This window comes from Streptococcus sp. HMSC076C08 (assembly GCF_001810825.1).
Taxonomy (GTDB): domain Bacteria; phylum Bacillota; class Bacilli; order Lactobacillales; family Streptococcaceae; genus Streptococcus.
In genome coordinates, this window is the sequence record NZ_KV802735.1 from 233,900 (window position 1) to 258,490 (window position 24,591).

General features: G+C 41.2%; 20 protein-coding genes. 4 read left to right on the top strand and 16 right to left on the bottom strand.

From position 1 onward, the window contains the following. From HMPREF2766_RS07495 to HMPREF2766_RS07545, 11 genes are all read right to left on the bottom strand, one after another. Positions 1-4,224: glycoside hydrolase family 70 protein (locus tag HMPREF2766_RS07495; RefSeq protein WP_070569007.1), on the bottom strand; the 4,224-nt coding region annotated here is incomplete at its 3' end. 86 nt (positions 4,225-4,310) lie between these two features. Further along, entirely contained in the window at positions 4,311-5,174 is an 864-nt protein-coding gene (locus HMPREF2766_RS07500) for a helix-turn-helix domain-containing protein (protein ID WP_000909920.1), read from the bottom strand. Between the two features lie 371 nt (positions 5,175-5,545). Continuing rightward, positions 5,546-6,100, bottom strand: a complete 555-nt coding sequence (locus HMPREF2766_RS07505) for a DJ-1 family glyoxalase III (protein ID WP_070569010.1) — start codon at positions 6,098-6,100, stop codon at positions 5,546-5,548. Positions 6,101-6,110: 10 nt separating this feature from the next. Beyond that, entirely contained in the window at positions 6,111-7,334 is a 1,224-nt protein-coding gene (locus tag HMPREF2766_RS07510; RefSeq protein WP_049478874.1) for an FtsW/RodA/SpoVE family cell cycle protein, read from the bottom strand. A 20-nt stretch (positions 7,335-7,354) separates the two neighbouring features. After that, complete coding sequence (locus HMPREF2766_RS07515; protein ID WP_070569212.1) at positions 7,355-9,829, bottom strand: bifunctional DnaQ family exonuclease/ATP-dependent helicase; 2,475 nt, start codon at positions 9,827-9,829, stop codon at positions 7,355-7,357. A gap of 199 nt (positions 9,830-10,028) precedes the next feature. Continuing rightward, positions 10,029-10,880, bottom strand: coding sequence for an NAD(P)H-hydrate dehydratase (locus tag HMPREF2766_RS07520; RefSeq protein WP_000863001.1), 852 nt, complete (start codon positions 10,878-10,880; stop codon positions 10,029-10,031). A 58-nt stretch (positions 10,881-10,938) separates the two neighbouring features. Then, positions 10,939-11,712, bottom strand: coding sequence for an HAD hydrolase family protein (locus HMPREF2766_RS07525; RefSeq protein ID WP_049478872.1), 774 nt, complete (start codon positions 11,710-11,712; stop codon positions 10,939-10,941). A gap of 4 nt (positions 11,713-11,716) precedes the next feature. Next, positions 11,717-12,574, bottom strand: coding sequence for a bifunctional methylenetetrahydrofolate dehydrogenase/methenyltetrahydrofolate cyclohydrolase (locus HMPREF2766_RS07530; RefSeq protein ID WP_000057225.1), 858 nt, complete (start codon positions 12,572-12,574; stop codon positions 11,717-11,719). 148 nt (positions 12,575-12,722) lie between these two features. Beyond that, the gene (locus HMPREF2766_RS07535) at positions 12,723-13,043 is read right to left on the bottom strand and encodes a TfoX/Sxy family protein (protein WP_049478871.1); all 321 of its coding nucleotides are present in this window, start codon (positions 13,041-13,043) and stop codon (positions 12,723-12,725) included. Positions 13,044-13,076: 33 nt separating this feature from the next. Next, a complete protein-coding gene (locus HMPREF2766_RS07540; RefSeq protein ID WP_000140925.1) occupies positions 13,077-13,811 on the bottom strand; it encodes an amino acid ABC transporter ATP-binding protein in 735 nt (244 codons plus the stop codon). Next, entirely contained in the window at positions 13,811-14,494 is a 684-nt protein-coding gene (locus HMPREF2766_RS07545; RefSeq protein ID WP_001011622.1) for an amino acid ABC transporter permease, read from the bottom strand. The genes HMPREF2766_RS07540 and HMPREF2766_RS07545 overlap by 1 nt, the downstream gene beginning before the upstream one ends. Positions 14,495-14,686: 192 nt before the next feature. On the opposite strand from HMPREF2766_RS07545, the gene HMPREF2766_RS07550 reads away from it, so the two are divergent. Further along, positions 14,687-14,917: a DUF1797 family protein gene (locus HMPREF2766_RS07550; protein ID WP_000443577.1), complete on the top strand. Its 231-nt coding sequence runs from the start codon at positions 14,687-14,689 to the stop codon at positions 14,915-14,917. Between the two features lie 236 nt (positions 14,918-15,153). Next, positions 15,154-17,412: an ATP-dependent Clp protease ATP-binding subunit gene (locus tag HMPREF2766_RS07555; protein ID WP_070569013.1), complete on the top strand. Its 2,259-nt coding sequence runs from the start codon at positions 15,154-15,156 to the stop codon at positions 17,410-17,412. Between the two features lie 42 nt (positions 17,413-17,454). Here HMPREF2766_RS07555 and HMPREF2766_RS07560 read toward each other — a convergent pair whose 3' ends face one another. Both HMPREF2766_RS07560 and HMPREF2766_RS07565 read right to left on the bottom strand, forming a co-directional pair. Then, positions 17,455-18,069, bottom strand: coding sequence for a GyrI-like domain-containing protein (locus HMPREF2766_RS07560; protein WP_049549841.1), 615 nt, complete (start codon positions 18,067-18,069; stop codon positions 17,455-17,457). Positions 18,070-18,123: 54 nt separating this feature from the next. Then, positions 18,124-19,026, bottom strand: coding sequence for a helix-turn-helix transcriptional regulator (locus HMPREF2766_RS07565; protein WP_070569016.1), 903 nt, complete (start codon positions 19,024-19,026; stop codon positions 18,124-18,126). Positions 19,027-19,202: 176 nt separating this feature from the next. Here HMPREF2766_RS07565 and HMPREF2766_RS07570 point away from each other — a divergent pair, with 176 nt between their 5' ends. Beyond that, on the top strand, positions 19,203-19,655 hold the full coding sequence (locus HMPREF2766_RS07570) for an NUDIX hydrolase (RefSeq protein ID WP_070569019.1): 453 nt from the start codon (positions 19,203-19,205) through the stop codon (positions 19,653-19,655). A gap of 58 nt (positions 19,656-19,713) precedes the next feature. Then, positions 19,714-20,013 (top strand): DUF1827 family protein, encoded by a 300-nt coding sequence (locus HMPREF2766_RS07575; protein ID WP_000767207.1) that lies wholly within the window; start codon positions 19,714-19,716, stop codon positions 20,011-20,013. A gap of 67 nt (positions 20,014-20,080) precedes the next feature. Here HMPREF2766_RS07575 and metK read toward each other — a convergent pair whose 3' ends face one another. The 3 genes from metK to HMPREF2766_RS07590 form a co-directional block, all read right to left on the bottom strand. Next, a complete protein-coding gene (gene metK / locus HMPREF2766_RS07580) occupies positions 20,081-21,271 on the bottom strand; it encodes a methionine adenosyltransferase (RefSeq protein WP_000003912.1) in 1,191 nt (396 codons plus the stop codon). 314 nt (positions 21,272-21,585) lie between these two features. After that, on the bottom strand, positions 21,586-22,965 hold the full coding sequence (locus HMPREF2766_RS07585) for a VWA domain-containing protein (RefSeq protein ID WP_000361432.1): 1,380 nt from the start codon (positions 22,963-22,965) through the stop codon (positions 21,586-21,588). A 241-nt stretch (positions 22,966-23,206) separates the two neighbouring features. Further along, the gene (locus HMPREF2766_RS07590) at positions 23,207-24,550 is read right to left on the bottom strand and encodes a DEAD/DEAH box helicase (RefSeq protein ID WP_070569022.1); all 1,344 of its coding nucleotides are present in this window, start codon (positions 24,548-24,550) and stop codon (positions 23,207-23,209) included. Positions 24,551-24,591 lie beyond the last annotated feature (41 nt).

Sequence of the window (24,591 nt, forward strand, 5' to 3'; positions counted from 1 at the left end):
GATACTCTTATCTGAAAGTGTCACGATTTTGCCCTTGACTTGCTTGCCATCTTGGTCGAAGTAAAGTGTTTGTTTGCCAATCTTTTGAAGACCTGTCACTGCTTTACCAGTTTTGTCAAAGTAATACCATTCGTTCTTGGCACCTTCAGCAAACTTGCCGACCGCCATTTCTCCTGAGTTGGCATCAAAGTAACGGATACTCTTATCTGAAAGTGTCACGATTTTACCCTTGACTTGCTTGCCATCTTGGTCAAAGTAAAGTGTTTGTTGACCAATCTTTTGAAGACCTGTCACTGCAACTCCATCTGCTCCGAAATAGTACCAATCACTTGGGTTATCACCTTGAGCAAAACGATTGATAACAGCATTTCCTGAATCCTTGTCAAAGTAACGAAGTTTGCCATCTTTAGCACTCACAATCTTGCCCTTAACCTGATAGCCGTTTTCATCAAAGAATTGCTGTCCATCTCCTATCTTGACAAGACCTCGAGCCATAACGCCCTTGGCATCAAAGTAACGCCAGTTTTGACCATCAGTAGTGTAGTAACGGTTGAGAACTTGGGCACCAGTTTGATCATAGTAGTACTGATTACCATTTTCATCTTCACGGATAGAATCACGAAGTTGAATACCATTCTTCAAGAAATAAACGTGCTTGCCATCAATTTCATGAGCACCTGTTACAAGATAGCCTCGTTTATCGAAGTAATACCAATTTCCATTTTCATCTTGGATAAAGGAATTTTTAGCTTGATAACCACTAGTTGAATAGAACTTGGTACCATTGGCATCACTAACAAATCCTGTGTAAGCATTCTTATTAACTAATTGCTTAGGCAATACGATCTCGCCATTTTTGTTAGTGAGATAGTCGTTGCTAGCCCAGTCTTTAAGAACATAGTAAGCACCACGACCTAAGATATTGGTACCATTGAAGTACTTAGCCGACCACTTGGTAATCTTCTCATCTGTTGTCATTTTTTGACCATTGGAAATCTGTACTCGTTCAAAGATTTCTGGATATTTAGCTTTAAGCTCATCCAAGAAGGCTCCACCGTACTTACCTTGGAAATCAGTCCCATTGGTCTTACTATTAGCTACATAGAGTTTTTCCTTAATTTCTGCGCCTTCACGGTAGGTTCCATAGTTATTGACACGTGTTGCTGTTACCACTTCCTTACCTGGTAGGTTATAGATTTGATCTGGTACCCAGTCCGCGATGGCTTGGATATTAACACTGTGAAGCGCACGGAGAGCATTGAGCAAATCTTTTAAAGAACCATATTTATTGTTCTTACTCATGGCCATATCGTAGCGGTCTTCAAAGGCATAACCATTCTGAATGATAGAATCTAAGAAAGTACCGTCTTGGCTAGATACATACTGAGGTGGTAGCTCAAATGAAGTTACTCCCCATTCCTTGAAGAGGTTGACATTTTTAGCAATGACTTTATTGGTATATTGGTCATCGCGTGTTGCAAAGTCCTGGAAGTTAGAAAATCCTTCGTAAATCAACTGAGAATCAAGGGCTGCGCTAGATTCGTAAACCTGACCACTGGCATTTTTCTTCTTGCTTGCTGTTGTACGAGCATCCTGATCTGCCTTAGCGCCAACTGGTACCCAAACAGCCAGATATCCAGAAACCTGTACATTGCTGTAGCCTGCAATATCATTCATATCAAAGGTTAAAATACCATTAGCATCTGTCTTCTTCCAGAGCGATTGCGGCACTTCTTCGTCAGTTAGATAGCGGGAAATACCATCTTTGGTCGTCAAAAGCACAGGGCGATAGTATTGATTCTTATGGGCTGCTCCCATATTGACTTGCAGTTTATCCCACGCATTTAACTTGAGGTTAGGGTTGTTTGAAGCAATAACAGCCATCCCTTGAGTACGAGTTTCTGCTGTTCCTTCATCTGTTGCTTCATTAGCACCCGTACCGTAGCGCACAGAAGTCAAAATACCATTGTAAGACCATTTATCAGCCTCACGAGGTACACCCATATAAGTGACTTTCATGTCTTGTCCACCTGCTACATACTTAATACGAGCACGCAACAAGGCATCGATAGCGTCGTGGTAAGGAGATTTTTTCTCCATGTATTGACCATCATCGGTATAGAGATCACCATAGTAGACCCGAGTGATAGAGTCTTTATTGGAGAGCATGAGAGCATGAGCAGTTGGGATGTTGAACTGCGTATATTTCTTGTCCGCCTTGCGCATATCTTCGTTGTAGATCTTGAAGGCTTGCTTGAGTTCATCCATGGTAAAGGTCAAACCATCCGTATTTGGATTGATATTTTCTCGAATGATGTCGGCAATAACAGTTTGTACTTCACTATCATGAGCCCGAACAAAGATATAGTTAGCCATTCGTTCGCCATTTTTCTTTTCAGAAGAACGGTCATTTAGACTATTTGTAATCGTTGGCTCTACTCCGCTACGGATAGATAGATTACGCATGAATGAATAAAGCAAGGACAAGCGTAGCTTGTTGTCAATTGCTAGTTGAGCACCCTTAGTATCTTTGTTGTAGTCAGGATCGTTATCAGACCAAGCTTCCAAGATAGACAAATGCTTAATAGCTTCTTCTTCACTTTCTCCAACCTTGTAGCGAGACTTGAAGTAGTCAGATGCGATTTGGAGCAAGTCTGCGTTGACATTGTCCACCGCATCGACACGAACTCCATCAAAATTAGCAGTCGGATCATTGGCTACGATGCTTCCAAAGTTCATCATAAAATGCAACCAGTTGAGTTGTTCGGCCTGAACAGCTGGATTAGAATTGTCAAAGTCGCTAGAGAGCAAGAACTCATAACCACCGTTTGACTTGTCAATGAAGTACTTAGGTGTACCTGTTTGACTAGTAGGGGTACGGTTAAGCAGACGGAACTTAGAGTCAGCATGAGAGCTCTTCTCATTATTAGTATAAAGCAAAGCTCCACCCTGCAAGTGGTCCTTTTTAGTACCAGTTGTTTCAGACTCTGACTTGATATTCCAGTTTGGCTGGGTTTTGACAAAGGCACCCATCAGCGTTCTCAACCATTTGGTATCGCCTTCTTTACCAATTTTTTCCTCAATTTTGCGCTGAACCTGCTGAGAAGCACCTGTCAGAAGAGCTTGTTCAACTTTGTTTTCAAAAGCACCTGCTCCCAGACCTTGCTGATTCATATAGTTGAGGTAATTAATTTGAGTACGTTTATCAGGCCACCAAGCCATCAAAAGAGGACGCAAGTCTGTTTCTGTCGAAGCCGTCCATGTTTTTCCATCTTTTAAGATGAACTTTGGACGATACCAGCTATCTGCTGTCAAATAACCGTCTACAGTTTCAATATCCTTGTCAGTCGTACCATAGAAAGCATTCTTTTGGGAGAATTCATTATTGAGACTGCTGGTTCCTTGTTGGAACTGATATTCATTTGAATCAACTAAGGCACCAGTTTCTGCATCAAAATAAAGTATTCTGCCATTAAGTTCAACTGCAAAGTTCTTTTTAACTGTACCATCGTCCTGAACATAGTAATTTTTACCATCAATGGTCTTGATATGAGATAGGACATCATCATCATGGTCAGCATTTACAGGTGCAGGTTGAGCCTGATCTGCCACCATTCTTTCAGCTATTGCTCCCTGTTTTTGAGCAGGTTCGGGCAAGCGATCTTTCTTTGCAACCTTTGGATTTGCAACAATCTTGTCTTCAACAGCCGTTTTTTCTCGCTTGTCGCCTTCTTGGTCTTGGGCAGTTGTTGGCCTTGCTTGTTTATTCTGGTCTGCTACTTCAGTTTTAGGAGTTTCTGTGATTGCATTAGCAGCTTTAACTTCTTCAGCAACAGCAGCCTTTTCTGTAGATGCTTCTTTCGTATCTGCTGGTTTAGCAGGCTCTTGAGCATTGGTTTGAACTGTTGCTTCTGTATTTTCTGCTGGTTTAGCAGGTTTTTCACTAGCAGCAACATCGCCTGTCACCTTGTCTGCAGGGGTTGCTTTTTCTGCTTCTTGCTCAGATGCTATTTTAGCTTGGGCTGGAGTTTGCTGACCCGGATCACTAGTCTGAGCTGTAGCAGGTTCTTGAACCACAACCTGCTTTACATCATCCGCATGGACAACGCCTGGTTCTAGACCAAGTACCTTTGGTGCTACAATAAGGGCCAAGGTCGTCAAAGCAATGGCTACCCAGTTTTTCTTAACTTTATGCATCTTATAATGAATCTTTTTCTCCATCATAAAGCCTCCTTCTGAATTTAGTATAAAGTTATGCCCTTATTCTAGTATATTTTTCAAAATGATCATTTTTTGTTGCACATCTACAACTATGAAAGGCAAATTCTTTCAAACTGTTCTTTAAGTTTTTGGGCAACACCAAAGGAATCTAAAAATTCAAAAAAAGATAGGCATTGCTCGATGTCACTGAGAGCATTAGTATTCCCGACCTTATAGGCATACAGAGCCCTATGATACTTAATCAGCGTTCGGTCATATAGATCTGTTTCAGGGATTTTAGAGTGGTCGAGATAATTGAGAAACCTCATAGCAACTAGCAGATGGTTTCCTTCTATACAGACGCTAATGACATTAAGTAGCATCTTGATAATACGGCGGCGATTTTCAGGTAGGTTGTTATAAAACTGGGTACGATTGATCATCTCACTAGCGAAGGTTTCCAACGTTTCCAAGGTCATCAAATCAACACTGTTTGTAAAAAGCCAGAGTTCATAACGTCCCCACTCCTCAACAGAAAAGAGATGATCCGTCAGGAATTCTATATCCTTCTTGCTAATCTGAAAATCTGAGCAACAGGAAGACAGAAGAGCTCTGACAATGATCGTATTGAGTTTATAGTTTTTCTTCTCAGGAAACTGTTCGGTCAAAGCTTCTGAGCTTGACAAAATATTTTGGAGCTTGACAACATTGTTTTCCTGATATGCATCAGCTACTTTTTTTGAAAACAGCACATCATCTGAATCAATGTAATTATGGTAAACATACTGAAACTCCTCTAGGGAAACGGCCATATTTTTTAAACAGCAATAAAAAGAATCAAGTGTGATCCCATTAACTCCCCGTTCAAAACGGGATAGCTGAGCTACGGAAATATCACCAGCAGCTACCTCTTTCAGGGACATTTTTTTTGATTCTCTAATGACTTTGAATATTTTTCCAAATGCTTTCAACATATCACTCCCCCAGTTTCGTATATGCAAAAAATTCTTACTAATTTTAATATACTAGTAACATGTTTCAATTATATTACAGAGAAAGTACTTTATATTTCAAATTAATACAAGCAGATTAATTCGCATGATAAGACCGTTTAATATAGCATTTATTGAATATTATATCTTTTCATGAATCTATTGATTTCAGTAGAAATCTGAACTATTCTATCTAACAACTTGAAAACACTAACATTTCTAGAGATAGATTCCTTCTTATGTTAAACGAATCTTGATTGATTTATAAAAGTTTGATATAAAATCGCAAGACAATCATATGAAACATTTTTTAGACATGGAGTAAATTAAAAAACGAGAGCCGAACTCTCGTCTTACTGTTGATTTCCAAAGACATCTCGATAGAGCATGCCGTCTCGTAAACTTTCAGCATCTCCTCCTAATTGCTCTACCAATTCATAGGCAAAGGCAAGTGCGGTTGACGGTCCTCGGCTAGTTGTTAGATTGCCATCCACAACTACTGTTTGCTTTTGATAAATTCCGTCAGTAATTTGCTCCTGAACTCCGTCATAACAAGTAAAGTGCTTGTCTTTCAGGACACCTGCTTGATGAAGAGCGATTGGGGCTGCACAGATAGCTGCAACTTTCTTTCCTGCTTGGTCAAAGGCTTTAATCTGTGAAATGAGCGCTTGATTATCTCGTAGGTGAGCTGAGCCTGGCATACCACCCGGAAGAACGACCAAGTCATAGTCGGACAAATCGCCATCAAAAACACGATCAGCTTTCACCTGAATGCCATGCGATCCTGTCACCTGCTCTTCAAATCCTACCATATCACATGAAATGTTTGCTCGACGCAAGACATCAACTACTGTCAAGGCTTCAATTTCTTCAAAACCCTGGGCTAAAATAACTGCTACTTTTGCCATAGTGGCCTCCTTATTTGATTTGTTTTAGGACAACTTTCTTTCGTTTGAATGGAACTTTTCCACTTTTCTCTTCTGCTAGATTGGTCTGGTAACTCATAGACAAGAGGAGACCGACACCGATGAGGTTACTAATAATTGCGGATCCCCCTTGAGAAATAAATGGCAGAGGAATCCCTGTCAAAGGAAGTAAGCCTGTCACGGCACCGATATTTTCAAAGATATGGAAGAGCAACATCATGATAAAACCAGTCGAAATATAGGTGTAGAACTGGTTGTTTGACTTAAGTGTAATCTTCAACATCCGATAAATAAGAAGCAAGTACAGGGCAACCACAAAGACCGAACCAATAAAGCCAAAGTCTTCAGCAATTACGGTGAAAATCATATCGCTCTCGCGTACTGGAATGAGGAGATTGGACACATTGAAACCTTGTCCAAACAAGCCACCACTTCCAATAGCAATTTGTCCCTGCGCCTGTTGGTAAGTCGTTGTTTGCGCAAAGTCAAAGGGATTGAGCCAAGCCAAGATGCGGTTGATCTGGTAGGTTGGCATCCCAATCTGATGCAAGAAGGCACGTCCATCCTTGCTTATAAAGATGGCCATGAAGCCTACAACTGCAGTCACTCCTGTCGCAAAAACAGGAATGATAATCTTCCACGAAACACCTGAAAGGAGAACCATGCCTGCAAAAATAGCTACAAAGACCAAGGCAGTCCCCAAGTCACTTTGTAGGGCTAAGAGGATCAAGACTGGGATGGTAAAGGCAATCATCCAACCAATCAGTAGGAAATCCAAGGGAATAGTCCGTCGCCATTCCTTGTGTTTCTGAGTGAATCTTACAATGGCTCGAGCCAACATCAAGATATAGGAAATCTTCATGAACTCCGATGGCTGGAAAAGTGTCGTTCCACCAATCGATACCCAGTTCTTGGCACCTGTTGACGCTACAAGATTTGGATTGTAGAAAACAAGAGGTAGGACCATCAAAGCTAGCCCTAGACCATAAAGATAGGGAGTCACCTTCCATAAAAACTCGGTATTAAAGAACATGACCACAAATCCAATGACAAGACCCAAGGCAATCCAAGCGATTTGCTGACCTAGAATTGGTAATACATTATTTGGATAGTCATGACTAACTGCTATATAAATGGCCGCTACTCCAATCACCAGTAAACAAAACACTGGTAGGAGGAGGCTATAATCGACTCGAGAGTCGAAGGAACGTTTCATATTTTTTACCTTTTCTCTTTCTAGGATTTTTCTTTCATTCTATTGCGACGAGATTGGAGAAACTCAGCTACAGCAGGCTCTAGCTGTTCTCTAGAAAGAACCTGAACAGCCCTTTCTTTTGACAAGGCCTGAGCGATTTGTTTGCCGTAACGCTTGCTAACGACACGACTGTCTAAGATTAGAGCAATCGAACCTTGGTCAGATCGTCTAACAGTACGGCCCAGGGCTTGTTTTAGCCGAATGATCGCCATCGGCAACTGATAATCATAGAAAGGATTCTTCCCTTCTTGACGCAGTTCTTGGTTTAATTTTTTAGTTAACGGTTCTTGGGGATTTTGGAAAGGCAATCTCGGAATCACTTGAATCACGCAAGGATGGGTTGAAAAATCAACCCCTTCCCAGAAACTACCTGTTCCGAGCAAGATCTTGCGTTCACCTTTTTCAAAACGTTTTTTCAGTTGGCTTGGTTCCCCATTTTTATACTGAGCTAGATGCGGTTGGTCTAGCAGGTCCGAAACTGCCAGCAACATCTCTTTTGAGGTAAACAAAACCAGTATGGGTTCTTGAAAGGCTTGTAAGCTTCGAATGACAGAAGCCACTTCACTAGCATAGTCAACAGGCGAAACTTCTGTCACAAGAGGAAAATCATTGACTAGAAAGACTTCTTGTTGCTCCTGTTTTGCTACATCAAGCCTAACAAGTGGAGCATCCGGAAATCCCAATAAATCTGCTAGGGAAACCCGATTGCTGATTTCAAGAGTAGCCGATACTCCTAGGAGCCTACAATCTTCTGGCAATAAGTCTGCTAGTATAAAGCGGCCTTTTTTACTTGAACAAATCAAGACATCCTTGCTCGATTTCTCTGCTGTAGCAAGCCAAAATTCACGGTCCGAGGTGAAAAAGTTTGCAAGCTCTCGATACTCTGGGAGAGCTAACTCCGAAAAATGCTGGCGCAACTCTTCGAGAGAATCCAACCACTTTCCATTCTTCAGACCTGACTGATAGTGCTCCATCAAGTAACGACATTCAAAGCCGATACTCTCAAGCAAGCGTTTCTGAACCAAATCTTCCTCTGACTCTAAGGACTTTTCAATTTGAGTTACAAGATCCTCTAGGCGATAAGCCTGCTGGGCTAGATTTTCGAGAGCTAGCAGCATTTTTTGAGCTTCATCCAAAATCACCAAACGATTGTCGACAAACTCGGGATTGTCTTCCAAACGAGTGACCAGATAGGCATGATTGGTCAGAAGAACACGACTGGTCTCGGCCTTTTCCTGCCCTCGTTTCCAAAAATCCTCTGTAGCAAATAAACTTTTCTTTGAAAGCTTGCCATCGTGGACTAGTTCAGGCAGAAAGTGCTGATAGCGATAAAGTTGCCCGATTTCGTCTAAATCACCAGTCTCTGTCTCCGTAAGCCAGATGAGCAGTTGCATTTTAAAGCGTGTGAAAAGGCGATTGGACTCAGATCGATGGAGAACTCGGTGAAAGGCATCCAGTTTTAAATAATTTTGAGGCCCCTTGAGACTATGGATTTCCAGATGGAAAACCTCTTTTAAACGCTGACCTTCTTCTTGCATGATCTGATTTTGAAGAATTTTGGTCGGAACACTCACTAAGATACCTGCTTGACTCTCCAAGTTCAAAGCTGGAAGGAGATAACCATAAGTCTTGCCCAGTCCCGTTTGAGCTTGGATAGAGGAAGTCTGGTCTTCTCCCAATAAGTGCTCAACCTTCTCCGCAAATTCCAACTGTTGCGGACGCTCCTCCAGCCCCAATAAAGAAATATTTTTAGCAAAATCTTTGGATAACTTTCGTGGGACTAAGGCTTTGCTTTCCTTTCTGAGGAAAAGCCCATGAAGTTCCATCAAGTCGGGCGAAGATAAGAGAGATTGTTGCTGATAGACCTCCTCAATCACCAGATAACTTTCATAGAGAAGGTTGTCTGCAAGGTTTAGCAAGCTTTCTAAGAGCCCTTTTGGTAACTCAAAAAGTTTTTGACGCATATAGAGCAAGAGCTCAGCTGTTGCCTGAGCATCTGACAGGGCAGTATGGGCATGTTCTAGTTCAATACCCAACTCTTGACAAAGGATACCTAGATTGTATTTCTCAAACTGAGGATACAGAACCTGGGCAAGCTCAACTGTATCCACCCGCGGTGTACGCAATTCATATCCTTCCAAAAAGAGGAATTCTGCAAGAAGATTAGCATCAAACTGTACATTGTGCGCAACAAAAATACCGTCCTTAACCAATTCAAAAATTTTTCCAGCCACCTGAGAAAACTCTGGTGCCGCAGCCAAACGCTGATCGGTCAGACCCGTTAATTCTTTGATATGAGAATCCAAGGGTTCATGGGGATTGACATCAGTCGCATACTGATCGATGATGTCACCATTCTCAATCACCACAATGCCTACTTGAATAATTTTTGCCTTGCTTCCGGTGCTGGTCGCCTCTAAATCAACGACCACATACCGATCATTTCTTGCATTCATCATTAAAAATTATATCAAAAAAAGCATGATTTGACACCCCTCAACTTTGATAACAATCTCGCTTTCCTTGCGAGTTTGAGTAAAAATCAAGACCTTAAAAGAGAGAATTTCACGCAAGTTCAGCAGTTGGTCGCTGGTTCTGAGGTATTTGAAAACTTTATCAACAAAGCTACATCAACATAAAAAGACAACCAAGATATTAGCTGCCTTTTTGAGATATTTTTTTCATTGTTTTCGGAAGAGCCTTGCTAATTTCTGTTGGCAAGACAAGGTAGTTTTCTTGAGCTAGTTCTTGCGCAATAGCTGAATGAAGGTGAGTTGCTGTCACCACTCTCTGATAGAGACTGACTTGGTGAAACTGACCTGCAAAACCTGCAATCATCCCAGCCAGAGTATCTCCCATCCCACCAGTCGCTTGATAGGGACCTCCAACCTCTAACTGATAATATTCAGGCTGACCAGCTTTCCAGATACGAGTTGCTGGACCCTTCTCGACTAGAATCGTTCCTTGAGGAAAAGTAGAAAGAGCCCTAGCAGTCGTCTCTTTATTTTGATGGTCAAGAACTATACCAGACAGTCTTTCCCATTCCTTTTGGTGGGGAGTTAGGATGAGCTGACTGGAAGGAAATGGTAACTGGCCGTTTGCTAAGATGCCCAAAGCACCGCCGTCTGCAATCAAAATCTGGTCTTTTCTAAGGCTGTCAAAGACCCTTTTTACGAGTTCTTCTCCAAATGCATCCTCTCGCAAACCCGGACCTAACAAGACAACTTCTGCCTTTTCCAACTGCTCTTTTAACAATTGCTGGTCTTGAAGAGAAAATGCCATGGCCTCAGGTAAATGACTGTGTAGAGCAAGGATATTTTCCCTATCTGTTCCAACGGTCACCAATCCTGCACCACTTTTGACAGTTGCAATGGCTGACATGATGATAGCTCCCCCATAAGGATAGGTCCCTCCCAGCAAGAGCAGGCGACCGTAATCTCCCTTATGACTGTGACGAGAACGTTCAATAATGACTTTTTCTAATAAAGCTTGATCAATCACTTTCATCGTTTTTTCCCCTCTCACTCCATTATACTACAAAAGGAGGCTAGAACCTCCTTCTACACTATTTTCCCTTAAATTCCGCAAAGGTCTGTAAGATTTTAGCTGCCACTGCTGGAGAAGGAGCTCCTTTTAGCTCTAACGTGTCATCTGCATATGGAGTAAGGCCGGCAAAATCTCCTATCTGGACAGAATAGAGAGACGTTTTAAATAGTTCAATATCGTTTTGGTCATTTCCAAAAGCGATGAAGTTCTCCCCACATAATTTTTCAACAGTTGTCGCCTTATGAGTATCCAAGGGATTAACATAAAGGCACTTTTCATGCGCATGATAGGAGAGATAAGCCTGCCCCAGTCTTTCTAACTGACCAAGTAGATCATCAAGCAACTCCTCATGGTCACCCATATAAACGACTACCTTAATCGGAGTCCCTAAGTCCTCAAGTTTCTGATGACGAGCCACCTTTAGGGGATCCACACTGGAGAAAAATGGAATCTTCTCTACAATCTGACCACTATAGTCAAAGCAATCATCTACAAAGAAAGGGAGATTATAAGTCTGGCAATAATCCACTAGCGCATGATAAACTCTAGCATCGAGATTCCTTTCGAAGATAGCCTTCCCCAAATGATAGGCTACGCCACCATTCAACCCTATGACCAAGCGCTGACTGAGTTTAGGGCCTAATAAACCCAAGCAATCCCGATAAGAGCGAGCTGAGGCAAACACAAGCTCATGCCCATAATCTTCAGCCTTTAAAAGAACCTGCTGAATCTCCTCATCAATGGTCATGTAGTCAAAAGATAGCGTTCCATCCAGGTCAAATACGAATTTCATCTTCCTAGTCCTTGTTTAGTGTTCGAAGCGCTGCCTGATAGGTTTGCTCCATTAGCATGGTAATAGTCATAGGACCAACTCCACCCGGTACAGGTGTGATGTGGCTAGCAAGTGGTGCAACAGCATCATAATCAACATCTCCACAAAGCTTGCCATTTTCATCTCGGTTCATCCCAACATCAATGACAACCGCTCCTGGTTTGACAAAGTCAGCAGTCACAAACTTAGCGCGACCGATTGCAACCACAAGAATATCCGCCTTAGCAGCAACCTTGGCAAGATGATGGGTACGTGAGTGGGTCAAGGTCACAGTCGCATTCTTGGCTAAAAGAAGTTGGGCCATCGGTTTTCCAACGATATTTGAACGACCGATAACAACCGCATTTTTACCTTCTAGATCAATCCCATATTCATGAAACATCTCCATAATTCCTGCAGGTGTTGAAGGAATCATAACTGGATGACCAGACCAGAGGCGACCCATGTTTAGAGGATGAAAACCATCCACGTCTTTTTCGGGGTCAATGGCTAATAACACTGCCTCTTCATCGATATGTTTTGGCAAAGGTAATTGAACCAAAATCCCATGCCAAGCTGGATCTTGATTGTATTTGGCAATCAAGTCTAACAATTCCGCTTGGGTAATGGTCTCTGGAACTCGCACTACTTCACTACGGAAGCCAGCAGCGAGAGCTGACCGTTCCTTGTTTCGAACGTAGACTTGGCTGGCAGGATTGTCCCCCACCAAAATCACTACCAATCCTGGAACTAGACCTGTTTCTTCTTTTAGTTTGGCAGTCTTTTCAGCCAACTGTCCTTGTAACTTAGCTGCAAGAGCCTTCCCATCAATAATCTGTGCCATATCTCTTCTCTTTTCTATCAAATATCCTCTATTATATCAAAAAATACCTTGCCATTCTAACATTTCTTGCCTAATGGACCTTATAGTCTGAAACTATAAGAAAAAGCCCTTATCGAGCTTTTATGCCTATTTATACTAGGTAAATCTGTCATGCTTTCTTTTTGATTTTTGGAGCCGGTAAGACTTCATACATCTCCTTGATTAATCTCATTAGAAATGATTTATCTTCAATGTCTTCTATCAAAATCATCTCCTTAGCTCCTTCATAAGGACGTTCAAACCTAGTCTGTCCCAGTTGATCCATGACCAGCTTCACAGGCTTCAGTAACAAACGATTATCATAGATTCCCCCAATAATCTTCCCACGATAATAAAGGATATACTCTCCCATCATTGGACGATAACTCATCTCCTCTAGCTCTGATAGCTGTTCGAGAATAAAATCTAAATATTCTTTACTGGAAGCCATGATGCCTACTCCATTTCTTCTAAAAATGAGGTCTTACAAAACCTTACTCAAAAATTCCTTGGTCCGTTGTTCTTTTGTTTGATCGAAAATCTCCTCTGGTGTTCCATCTTCGACAACAACTCCATCCGCCATAAAGATAACACGGTCTGCTACCTCACGCGCAAAGCCCATTTCATGAGTCACAATCACCATAGTCATCCCTGACTTGGCAAGGTCTTGCATAACAGCTAGAACTTCTCCAACCATCTCAGGGTCTAGGGCTGAAGTCGGCTCATCAAAGAGCAAAACATCTGGTTCCATAGCAAGTCCACGTGCAATGGCAATCCGTTGTTGCTGACCACCTGACAAACTCTGAGGATAGGCCGTCGCCTTATCTGGCAAGCCAACTTTTTCTAACAGTTCCTGTGCTCTTTTCTCCGCAACTTCCTTGCTTTCACCTTTGGTTTTAATTGGTGACAAAGTAATATTTTCCATCACTGTCATATTGGGAAAGAGGTTGAATTGTTGGAATACCATGCCCATCTTTTCACGCATAGCAAAAAGATCATTTTTCTTATCTGTGATATCAACTCCTTCAAAGATAACCTTACCTTTACTTGCTTCTTCAAGTAGATTCATCGAACGAAGGAGAGTTGATTTCCCGCTCCCTGACGGACCAATAATGACCACAACTTCTCCACGTTTAATCTCAAGGTTGATGCCTTTTAAAACTTCATTTTTCCCAAAAGACTTATGTAGTTCTTCAATTTTAATCAAGGTTTCTGTCATTATTTCTTGTCTCCTTGTCCAATATGTTTTTCAAATGCTTTCAACGCCACTGTCAAAACAGAGGTCATAATCAAATAGTAAAAGGCTGCAAATAAAAGAGGAGTCAGCGGTAAATAAGTTGTTGTTGCTACTGTCGTTGCACCATTCCACAACTCCATAACCCCAATCGCAGACAAGAGGGAACTATCCTTGATAATGGTGATAAATTCATTTCCCAGAGCTGGAAGAATATTTTTGATAGCTTGTGGCAAAATGACATAACGCATGGCATTTTTCGGACGAATACCGAGAGAATATGCGGCCTCTAACTGCCCTTTAGGAACCGCATTGATCCCTGCACGAACAGTTTCTGAAACGTAAGCTCCACTATTCATAGAAATAATCAGAATACCAGGAATCAAACGAGAAAGATCAACTCCTAAAATTCCCACTTGGATAGTCGGAGCATTGATATGCATAAGAGCAAAGGCAATCATAATCTGAACCATCATCGGAGTACCACGGAAGATCCAAACATACACATTTGCAAACCAAACGAGCGGTTTAAAGCGTGAACGTTGGGCAAAGGCCAGTAACACACCTATAATAGTCCCTAAGCAGACGACAAGGATGGAAATCAATACGGTAATCAGAGCACCATAGTTAAAATATGGTAAATACTTTGGTAAAAAAGAAAAATTCATATTCAATCAACTTTCTATGTATTGGATTGTATGATTATAACATGAATTGAATTAAAATGCAATCCTTTTTTCCCTAATTTTAACAATTAACTTGATAGAATAGAGAAATAGAGAGAAATCACAGTTTTTTTCTAGTCAACTACCTCTTGTTTATGGTAAAATAGAAACGATAAGAAATGGAGGAGAATCAAAATGGAATCACATTTGGTTAGAATCATTAACCGCCTAGAAGCAATGACAAAAGATGGTGGAAATCTAAAACGTAATTTTGAACGTGAAGGTGTTGTTGTCGCAGAAGTTGCATACAGCCACGACGAAGAAAACGGATCACTCTTCACCCTTCGCGATGTAGAAGCTCGTGAAACTTATACCTTTGATAGCATTGATTTGATTGCAATGGAGATCTACGAACTCCTTTACTAATATAAAAACAACGGGCAGTAAGGCCCGATAAATGAGAATCCTTTTTGTCACCGCAAATGGGATTTTTTCTTACCTTCAATGTCGCTTGATTCTCCATAAATCCTTCTTTTAAAAACGAACACTTCCCAATCTTTTTACTTGCTTTACACCTTAATCATGCTATAATGAGAGTATAAAACTTTGACTATTCTTGACCTTTTCTTAGGCTAAGAATAAGAATGAAATGAGGTAGATGTATGCTCTGTCAAAACTGTAAAATTAACGACTCAACAATTCATCTGTATACCAATATCAATGGACAGCAAAAGCAAATTGATCTCTGTCAAAATTGCTATAAAATTATCAAAACAGATCCAAATAATACCCTCTTTAAAGGGATGACTGACTTAAATAATCATGACTTTGATCCTTTCGGCGACTTTTTCAATGATTTGAACAATTTCAAACCTTCTTCTAATAACGTCCCACCAACTCAATCTGGTGGGGGATACGGAGGAAACGGTGGTTATGGTCCTCAAAACCGCGGCCCACTTCAAACACCTCCTAGCCAAGAAAGAGGACTCCTAGAGGAATATGGTATCAATATTACTGAGATTGCTCGTCGGGGAGATATTGACCCTGTTATAGGTCGGGATGAGGAGATTATCCGCGTTATCGAAATCCTCAACCGTCGAACCAAGAACAACCCTGTCCTTATCGGAGAACCAGGTGTTGGTAAAACAGCCGTTGTGGAAGGTCTAGCTCAGAAGATTGTCGATGGCGATGTTCCCCATAAACTTCAAGGTAAGCAGGTCATCCGTCTAGATGTGGTCAGTCTAGTTCAAGGAACAGGGATTCGAGGCCAATTTGAAGAACGTATGCAAAAGCTCATGGAAGAAATTCGCAAACGTGAGGACATCATCCTCTTTATCGACGAAATCCATGAAATTGTTGGTGCAGGATCAGCAGGTGATGGCAATATGGATGCAGGAAATATCCTCAAACCAGCCCTTGCCCGTGGTGAATTGCAACTGGTTGGTGCCACTACTCTCAATGAATACCGTATCATTGAAAAAGACGCTGCCCTAGAGCGCCGTATGCAGCCTGTCAAGGTAGATGAACCAACTGTCGAAGAAACCATTATCATCCTTAAAGGAGTTCAAAAGAAATACGAAGACTACCATCACGTCAAGTATACTGATGCTGCTATCGAAGCTGCTGCAAATCTTTCCAACCGCTACATCCAAGATCGCTTCTTACCAGACAAGGCTATTGACCTGTTGGACGAAGCTGGTTCAAAGATGAATCTAACGCTGAACTTTGTTGATCCTAAAGTGATTGATCAGCGTTTAATTGAAGCTGAGAATCTCAAGGCTCAAGCTACACGAGAGGAAGACTTTGAAAAGGCTGCTTATTTCCGCGATCAGATTGCCAAGTACAAGGAAATGCAAAAGAACAAGGTGACCGATCAGGATACTCCAATCATCAGCGAGAAAACTATTGAACATATCATTGAGCAGAAAACCAATATCCCTGTTGGAGAACTCAAAGAAAAAGAACAATCTCAGCTTATCCATCTAGCAGACGACCTCAAAACTCATGTCATTGGTCAAGATGAAGCTGTCGATAAGATTGCCAAGGCCATCCGTCGTAATCGTGTTGGACTTGGAACTCCTAACCGGCCAATCGGAAGCTTCCTCTTTGTCGGACCAACTGGTGTCGGTAAAACAGAACTTTCCAAACAACTAGCCATTGAGCTCTTTGGTTCTGCTGACAGCATGATTCGCTTTGATATGAGTGAATACATGGAAAAACACAGTGTGGCTAAATTGGTCGGAGCCCCTCCAGGCTATGTAGGCTACGATGAAGCTGGTCAGTTAACGGAAAAAGTTCGTCGCAATCCTTACTCACTCATCCTTCTCGATGAGGTCGAGAAAGCCCATCCAGATGTGATGCACATGTTCCTTCAAGTCTTGGACGATGGTCGTTTAACAGATGGGCAAGGACGTACAGTTAGCTTCAAGGATACCATCATTATCATGACCTCAAACGCTGGAACTGGTAAGGCCGAAGCCAGTGTTGGTTTTGGGGCGGCTCGCGAAGGACGTACCAACTCTGTTCTCGGTGAACTCGGCAACTTCTTTAGTCCGGAGTTTATGAACCGTTTTGACGGCATCATCGAATTTAAACCTCTCAGCAAGGACAACCTTCTCCAAATCGTCGAACTCATGCTAGCGGATGTCAACAAACGCCTCTCTAGCAACAATATCTACCTCGATGTGACAGACAAGGTCAAGGAAAAGTTGGTTGACTTAGGTTATGATCCAAAAATGGGAGCACGCCCACTCCGCCGTACCATTCAAGACCATATCGAGGATGCCATCACTGATTTCTACCTTGAAAATCCAAGTGAGAAAGCCCTCAAGGCAGTCATGACAAGCAATGGCAATATTCAAATCAAATCTGCCAAAAAAACTGAGAAAACAGAAGAGATTGCTTCTGAAATAGAAGAATAAACCTCATAAAAAGAACAGGAAACAAGATTTCCTGTTCTTTTTTTAATTCTCTTCTTGAACTTGATAGCGAAGAATTGTTTTTAATTTGCTTGGCTCCGTTCGATGAAGGTTATTGAGATAAATTTCTCGGTGGACTTCCGAAGTTCTTTTGAGTTTATGAAGTTTACAAAAATGCTCCATCTCTGCAAAAGTCTCATTTTCAGTATCAAAAGGTCCTACATGAAGCATAGCAAGGCTTTGGCCTTCCTCTATCATTTCAAAACGAATAGCCTCATAGAGAATATTTGGCTTCTTGATTATGACCTCTTCCAAAGCTTTTTCAAATAGTTCTCTCGTAATAAAATCGGGTTGCCCAATCATAATGCTATAAGAAAGCTCACTTTTTACCAGTTCTCCCTCCTTCTCCTTTCTCCATACACCTTCTAAAGGAAAGACAGTAAAATCAGTGTAAACCTCATCCAGAGGAGCTTTTTTATACTTCATCTTTATCGCATAGGCTAAGGCATATAAGGCCCCTACGCGTTCTGAAAAATCTTCTTGATTTGGATCACCTTTACCATCAATCACGATATAGGATTGACCTGGTACCTGCAGGATGCTGGGCCTAGCTTTCACTTGATAAAGATCTTTTGCTTCTTTTCTCCATTCGTATTTCATTTGGTTCTTCTCCTTTCTATCTCTAGTATAGCACCAAAACCCTGACATCTTTTGTCAAGGTTTGTAAAGTTTTTGGATTTTTTCTAGTCTAGAAAGCAATTCCTTCTTCAGATGATTGGGGGCGAGTATTTCCACCCCATCTAGATAAGACAGGAGGTAAGTATACAGGCTTTCATGCTCTGGTAGGACTGTCTTGACATAATAACACCCATCTTTCCCCAAGCTAATCTCATCTTCTGAAAAATCTTCATAAACCCGGAAAGCAAGCTTGGGACTAAACTTCAAGGAAACTTCGATTTGATGTGTCACTTGATCTGAACCATCAACCCAATCCTCCACATTTTTCTGATTCACAGTTTCAGTTGTTAGGTGATAATTCCTAATTCTAGACAATTTGAAAAAACGCCACTCTTCCTTCAAACAACAGTAGGCATGAAGGTACCAATCTCTCTTTTTAAATATGAGTCTAAAAGGCTCGACTGTACGAACCGTTTTCTGACCACACCCACCTAGATAAGTAATCACCAGTTGTCTTTTCTCTAGAATAGCATGTTTGATGTTATCAAATAATTCTTTTTGACCTTCTCGCTTTCTCCAGTCAGTCAAGTCTACTTCTATCCAAGGGCTGGGAGAAACTTGAAAAATAGATTCCAACTTTTCAAGCAACAGATCTTGCTTGTCATTTGTCAGGGCTTGAATTCCTTGCAAAGCTGATAGAAGTTCTAATTTTTCATCCTCCGATACGAGAGTACGATCCAGAACAAAGTCCTTCATTAAAAAGATTCCGCCTGCCTTCCCAGGTATCGAATATAGAGGAATCCCCGCCATACTCAACCGCTCAATATCGCGATAAATCGTTCGTACAGATACTTCAAATAATCGAGCTAATTCAGGAGCCGTTGTACTGCCTTTTTCTAAAAGTAGATATAGGATACGAAATAGTCTTGATTCTGCCATAAAGTCACCTCTCTTTTATTATACCAGTTATAGTGCTAGGTCTGGAAAGTTTAACGAGACAAGGATTGACCAAGACAAAGTAGCTTTTTCTGCACCAGTTCGTTGGTTTATTCTTGACAGCTTGCCCCTCGTCCATTATGATAATAATAAAGATACTAGAGAATGAGGAAAATGCAATGGCAAACCCAACTTTTGGTGAAAAAAAAGAGAATGTGACCTACCAGCCCCGCTATGGTGTGTACGCAGTTATTCCGGATGCGGAGAAAAAACAAATTGTCCTAGTTCAAGCCCCCAATGGTGCTTGGTTCTTGCCAGGTGGAGAAATTGAAGCTGGCGAAGATCATCAAGAAGCACTGAAGAGAGAACTAATCGAAGAACTTGGCTTTACAGCTGAGATTGGAACCTATTATGGGCAAGCTGATGAGTATTTCTACTCTCGCCACCGTGATACCTACTACTACAATCCAGCTTATCTCTATGAAGCTACTTCTTTCCAAAAAGTACAAAAACCATTGGAAGATTTTAATCATATTGCTTGGTTCCCTATTGACGAGGCTATTGAAAACCTCAAACGTGGTAGCCATAAATGGGGAATTGAAGCTTGGAAAATCCAGCATGGAATTGACTAAAATACACGATTTTATCCAAAAAGTGCTATAATAGAGTTAGAAAATCGGAGGAACTATTATGAAGCTTATCAATACGACAAACTCACACTCGCAACTTGTTAAAAGCCAATTAGAAAGCACAGACGCAACTCTTGTCGAGGTCTATTCTGCTGGAAACACAGATGTAGTTTTCACACAAGCCCCGCTTCACTATGAAATCCTCATTTCCAACAAACACCGTGCTATTCGTGAACCTGAAATTGAAACCATTCAAGACTTCTTCTTGAAACGTAAAATCGACAAAGGAAGCATCGATGAAGCCAATATCAAGACGCTTTATTCTGATAAATTGATTGAGATTTCTATTCCTACAAAATAAGAAAGCCAGCCAAAAGCTGGTTTTCTTTCGCAAAAAAAGATTGGTAGTTTCTACCAATCTTTTAGTTTTATTTCACAGCTTCTTTCAAAGCGTCTACCTTGTCCAAACGTTCCCAAGGAAGGTCAATATCTGTACGTCCCATGTGTCCATAAGCCGCTGTTTGACGGTAAATTGGACGTTTGAGATCCAGCATTTGGATAATTCCTGCAGGACGAAGGTCAAAGATTTGACGCGCTGCTTTTTCAAGCTTGCTTTCAGCTACTGTTCCTGTACCAAAAGTATCGATACGAACAGAAACAGGCTGTGCCACCCCAATAGCATAAGCCAATTGCACTTCTGCCTTCTTAGCAAGACCTGCTGCAACGATGTTCTTGGCAATGTAGCGAGCTGCATAAGAGGCTGAACGGTCCACCTTCGTCGCATCCTTACCAGAGAAGGCACCTCCACCATGACGAGAGTAGCCACCATAGGTATCCACGATGATCTTACGACCAGTCAAGCCTGAGTCCCCTTGAGGTCCACCGATTACAAAGCGACCAGTTGGATTGATGAAGAATTTTGTCTGCTCATCCAAGTAAGATGCTGGAATTACTTCTTTGATAACCTTGTTAATCACATCATTGTGAATTTGTTCATTGCTAACTTCTGGGTCGTGCTGAGTTGAAATAACGACTGTATCCACCCGTACTGGACGGTCATTTTCATCATACTCAACCGTAACTTGTGATTTAGCATCTGGACGGAGATAGCTGATTTCACCAGACTTACGAAGTTCTGCCAAACGACGAACCAACTTGTGGCTAAGTGAGATTGGTAAAGGCATGAGTTCTTCTGTCTCATCCACCGCAAATCCAAACATAAGACCTTGGTCACCAGCACCAATCAAGTCCAGTGGATCTTGATCTGCATTTCCACGAACTTCCAAGGCTTCGTTAACACCTTGGGCGATATCTGGTGACTGCTCAACAAGTGACGGATGAACTCCCACCGTCTCCGCAGAAAAACCATACTCTGTATTGGTATAACCAATCTCTGCAATGGTATCACGAACCACTCGGTTAATATCTACATAAGCATGTGTAGAAATTTCACCAAAAACATGGACCGAACCTGTGTATACAGCTGTCTCGGCAGCAACGTGCGCATCTGGATCCTTTGCTAAAATAGCATCCAAAATCGCATCTGAAATTTGGTCTGCAATCTTATCCGGATGCCCCTCAGATACAGATTCAGACGTGAATAATTTACGTTCTGACATAAAAATGTCCCCCCTTAAAAAATATTGTTATAGAGTTACAAAGTACTGATAGGAAAACTACTAGTAATGAATACCTACCATCTTATCGGGACTATATAACCTTATCATTATACCACTTTTTACTTTTTTTTGCAGTATTTTCTCTAAATCAAAAAAAGAACCTTACGGCTCTTTTCTCGGCATAATAATTTGGCTTGTACTCCATAATACAGAAGATCATACCTATGTTTATCTGCATACTTCGTTTACAAACTACCTATTTTTTCGTCTGCTTTTTCCTCACAATGTTTTAACAAACAATCTTCCAGTTAGGCTTACTGTTCCTTAGACTTTCTATTGCTTACAGTTAAGCCAAGTCCAGCCATTAGGAGGCCAAGTCCCACAATACCATAGTTCGCTGTATCATTACTTCCTGTATCAGGGAGTTTCGCCACTTCTTTTTTATAAGCTGTAGCTACTGGAACTGTGGTAGTTGGAGTCGCACTTCCTGTCTGAGCAACAGGTAGTGTTGTACGACGTTCTAGGTAAAATTGGTAATTATCTTTCGTTACCTTGTAATTGTGTCCTTCAGTCACAGTTTCAACAATCCATGTAGTTGCATCCTTAGTTAAAGAATCAGCCAAGTTACGATTAATATTCATTAATCGACCTTCAGATACAAAATCTTTATAGCTAATATCGGTCCCTGTCGAAGTTGCAACAATTCTTTCGATTTTTGCGGCTTTCAAAGACGCAAGAGTATTCGCCATCGTTGGAATTGAAGGATCCTCCTTCATTGGAGCATCTGTCAACAATACGACAAACTTTTTATTTTTAGGTGACTTAGACCAGTCGTAGGTTGAAACAATTTGTGTAAGAGTAGGTGTAGATGTTTCAGGGAAGTCTCCACCATGTGCAAGCTTAATGCCTGCTAAGGCTTTTTCAAGCTCAGCTGGGTCAGAGGTAAAATAAGATTCATTAAATTTTGTTAAAATTGTACCCTCATCTGCTAATCCACCTATACGTCCATATACTTCATCACTAAAGGTAGCTAATCCAAAACGTGCTGCTACTCCATCTTTAGCAAGATTTCTTGCAAACTCATTGATATTGTTACGGACAGTGTCAATAGTTCGAGACATAGATGCTGAACGGTCAACAACAAAAACGATATCGGCAGAGTTAGATTTTGAAATCGTTCTTGTCGCTTTCTTGATTTCGACTGTAGTTGTTTTATCAACACGTTCATATTGGGTATAAGAATTTCCATCTTCATCTTTCCCACTCACTGTACTCTCAGTTGTTTCAGTCTTTGGAGCAGGAAGTTCTTCACTTTTTACAGGTGCCACTTCTGTCTTTGTGACTTCAACTGTTGCAGTTTCTTCATGAATCTTTTGATCACCTTCTTGGCGTTCTTTCACGTCAATAGGTGAAACCTTCTTAGAAACATCAACAAGTTCTCCAGGTTTTGCATCTGATTGGTTAACGACTGGTTTCGCCTCATCAGCTTTAATTTCTGCTACAGCAGCTTCGACTGCCGATTTATTTGCTTCGGTTTTCTTTACTGTTTCAGCTGAAGTAGATGCCGGTTGTGTTGTTTCATCTGCAGACACTTGTCCGACCTGAGCAAAAGCAAACAAAATTGCTACAGAAGCCAACCCAACTTTCATTTTACGGAATGAAAAACGTTGTTGTTTCATAAATGATTTATCCATAGAAGTCCCCTTTTCTTTTCACGGATCAAATGATATAATCCGATTGTTTTATAGTATGATAACACAATTTTGTATAGTTTTCAATTTTTTTCCTTATGATTTCAATAAAATATTGCTCTAAAAAAGGTTTTAAAGCAATTACTGTTTTATAAATCAAATTATTTAAAATATATAATTATTATCTCCTTTGAATATTTCCGGAAATAAAAACTCAGTAGAATCAGGTGATTCTACTGAGTTTTTAAAATGTTTGACGTTTTGCTTTACGCTCTGCACGCCCACGTGCGCGATTTTCAGCACGCTTGGTTTTGCGGCGTTTTTCATCCACCGCCCATTGAATCTTCTTCTTATAGCCAGGTTTGACTTTTTTCTTTTTCTTTTTAACCAAGCCAATCATTTCAATATCAAGCTTATCCTGCTTCTTTTCACGATTAGCACGACGATCACGGTCATAGGTATCTTGAAACTCTCCGTCTTTGACCATCTTAGGAGTAAACTTGATCCCTAATTTCTCCAACTCACGGATATCCGAGTCATCACTAGGCTGGTAAAGGGTAATCGCTGTACCAGGCAGTCCGTTGCGCCCAGTTCGTCCAACACGGTGAACAAAGAAGGACAAGTCTTGCGGAATGGCATCATTGATAACATGGCTGACCCCTTCAATGTCAATTCCACGCGCTGCCAAGTCTGTTGCAACAATGTACTCAAAATCCAGATTTTTCACCTGATTCATGATCCGTTTGCGTTCACGAGGAGCAATATCTCCATGAATCTTTGCCACCTTCAAGCCTTGAGCAGTCAAGTAAGAATGCAATTCATCAGCACGCGTTTTTGTGTTAACAAAAATCATAGCTAAATAAGGCTGCATCAACTGAGTCAGTTGGTAAATCTGAGCATTCTTATCACGGCCCTTGGTCGAAATCAACCAGTTATCAATGGTATCTGAGATGACTGTCTTAGTCTTAATTTTTTCCATGACAGGATTTGACAAGTATTTCTTCAAGAACGGTTGCAATTTTTGTGGAATAGTTGCTGAAAAGACCATGAATTGCAAGTCTTTTGGAAGGCTTCCTGCAATCTTATCAACGGTTTCCAAGAATCCCATATCCAAGGTCATATCGGCTTCATCAATTACAAAGGTCTTGGCCTTGTGAATAGCCAAATCACCAGATTTGACCAAGTCATAGATACGACCTGGCGTTCCGATAACGATATGAGGCTGGTTGCTGGCAAGTTTTTCAATCTGACGCGCCTTATCCGTACCACCCACATAATTCACCACACGAACTTCGACATCTGAGTGAGCTGCAATCTGACGGGCTGCTTGGTAGATTTGAGTGGCCAACTCACGACTTGGTGCAGTAATGACCGCTTGCACACTATCGCTAGTTTCATCTAATTGTTGGAAAATTGGTAATAAGAAAGTATGAGTCTTTCCTGAACCTGTTTTCGACTCGCCCACCAAGTCACGACCTGCCAGTACAATAGGGATTAATTTTTCTTGCACCTCTGTAGGAGTTGCAAATTTCAACTCCTCCAAGGCTTCTACTATATAATTTTTAAATTGAAATTTCTTAAATGACATACTATCCTCGATTCTATCCTTTCAATTATACCATATTTTGT

Coding starts and splice junctions, on each gene's coding strand:
- HMPREF2766_RS07500 (WP_000909920.1), bottom strand. CDS start 5,174: ATGTTGAAAGCATTTGGAAAAATATTCAAAGTCATTAGAGAATCAAAA.
- HMPREF2766_RS07505 (WP_070569010.1), bottom strand. CDS start 6,100: ATGGCAAAAGTAGCAGTTATTTTAGCCCAGGGTTTTGAAGAAATTGAA.
- HMPREF2766_RS07510 (WP_049478874.1), bottom strand. CDS start 7,334: ATGAAACGTTCCTTCGACTCTCGAGTCGATTATAGCCTCCTCCTACCA.
- HMPREF2766_RS07515 (WP_070569212.1), bottom strand. CDS start 9,829: ATGAATGCAAGAAATGATCGGTATGTGGTCGTTGATTTAGAGGCGACC.
- HMPREF2766_RS07520 (WP_000863001.1), bottom strand. CDS start 10,880: ATGAAAGTGATTGATCAAGCTTTATTAGAAAAAGTCATTATTGAACGT.
- HMPREF2766_RS07525 (WP_049478872.1), bottom strand. CDS start 11,712: ATGAAATTCGTATTTGACCTGGATGGAACGCTATCTTTTGACTACATG.
- HMPREF2766_RS07530 (WP_000057225.1), bottom strand. CDS start 12,574: ATGGCACAGATTATTGATGGGAAGGCTCTTGCAGCTAAGTTACAAGGA.
- HMPREF2766_RS07535 (WP_049478871.1), bottom strand. CDS start 13,043: ATGGCTTCCAGTAAAGAATATTTAGATTTTATTCTCGAACAGCTATCA.
- HMPREF2766_RS07540 (WP_000140925.1), bottom strand. CDS start 13,811: ATGACAGAAACCTTGATTAAAATTGAAGAACTACATAAGTCTTTTGGG.
- HMPREF2766_RS07545 (WP_001011622.1), bottom strand. CDS start 14,494: ATGAATTTTTCTTTTTTACCAAAGTATTTACCATATTTTAACTATGGT.
- HMPREF2766_RS07550 (WP_000443577.1), top strand. CDS start 14,687: ATGGAATCACATTTGGTTAGAATCATTAACCGCCTAGAAGCAATGACA.
- HMPREF2766_RS07555 (WP_070569013.1), top strand. CDS start 15,154: ATGCTCTGTCAAAACTGTAAAATTAACGACTCAACAATTCATCTGTAT.
- HMPREF2766_RS07560 (WP_049549841.1), bottom strand. CDS start 18,069: ATGAAATACGAATGGAGAAAAGAAGCAAAAGATCTTTATCAAGTGAAA.
- HMPREF2766_RS07565 (WP_070569016.1), bottom strand. CDS start 19,026: ATGGCAGAATCAAGACTATTTCGTATCCTATATCTACTTTTAGAAAAA.
- HMPREF2766_RS07570 (WP_070569019.1), top strand. CDS start 19,203: ATGGCAAACCCAACTTTTGGTGAAAAAAAAGAGAATGTGACCTACCAG.
- HMPREF2766_RS07575 (WP_000767207.1), top strand. CDS start 19,714: ATGAAGCTTATCAATACGACAAACTCACACTCGCAACTTGTTAAAAGC.
- metK (WP_000003912.1), bottom strand. CDS start 21,271: ATGTCAGAACGTAAATTATTCACGTCTGAATCTGTATCTGAGGGGCAT.
- HMPREF2766_RS07585 (WP_000361432.1), bottom strand. CDS start 22,965: ATGGATAAATCATTTATGAAACAACAACGTTTTTCATTCCGTAAAATG.
- HMPREF2766_RS07590 (WP_070569022.1), bottom strand. CDS start 24,550: ATGTCATTTAAGAAATTTCAATTTAAAAATTATATAGTAGAAGCCTTG.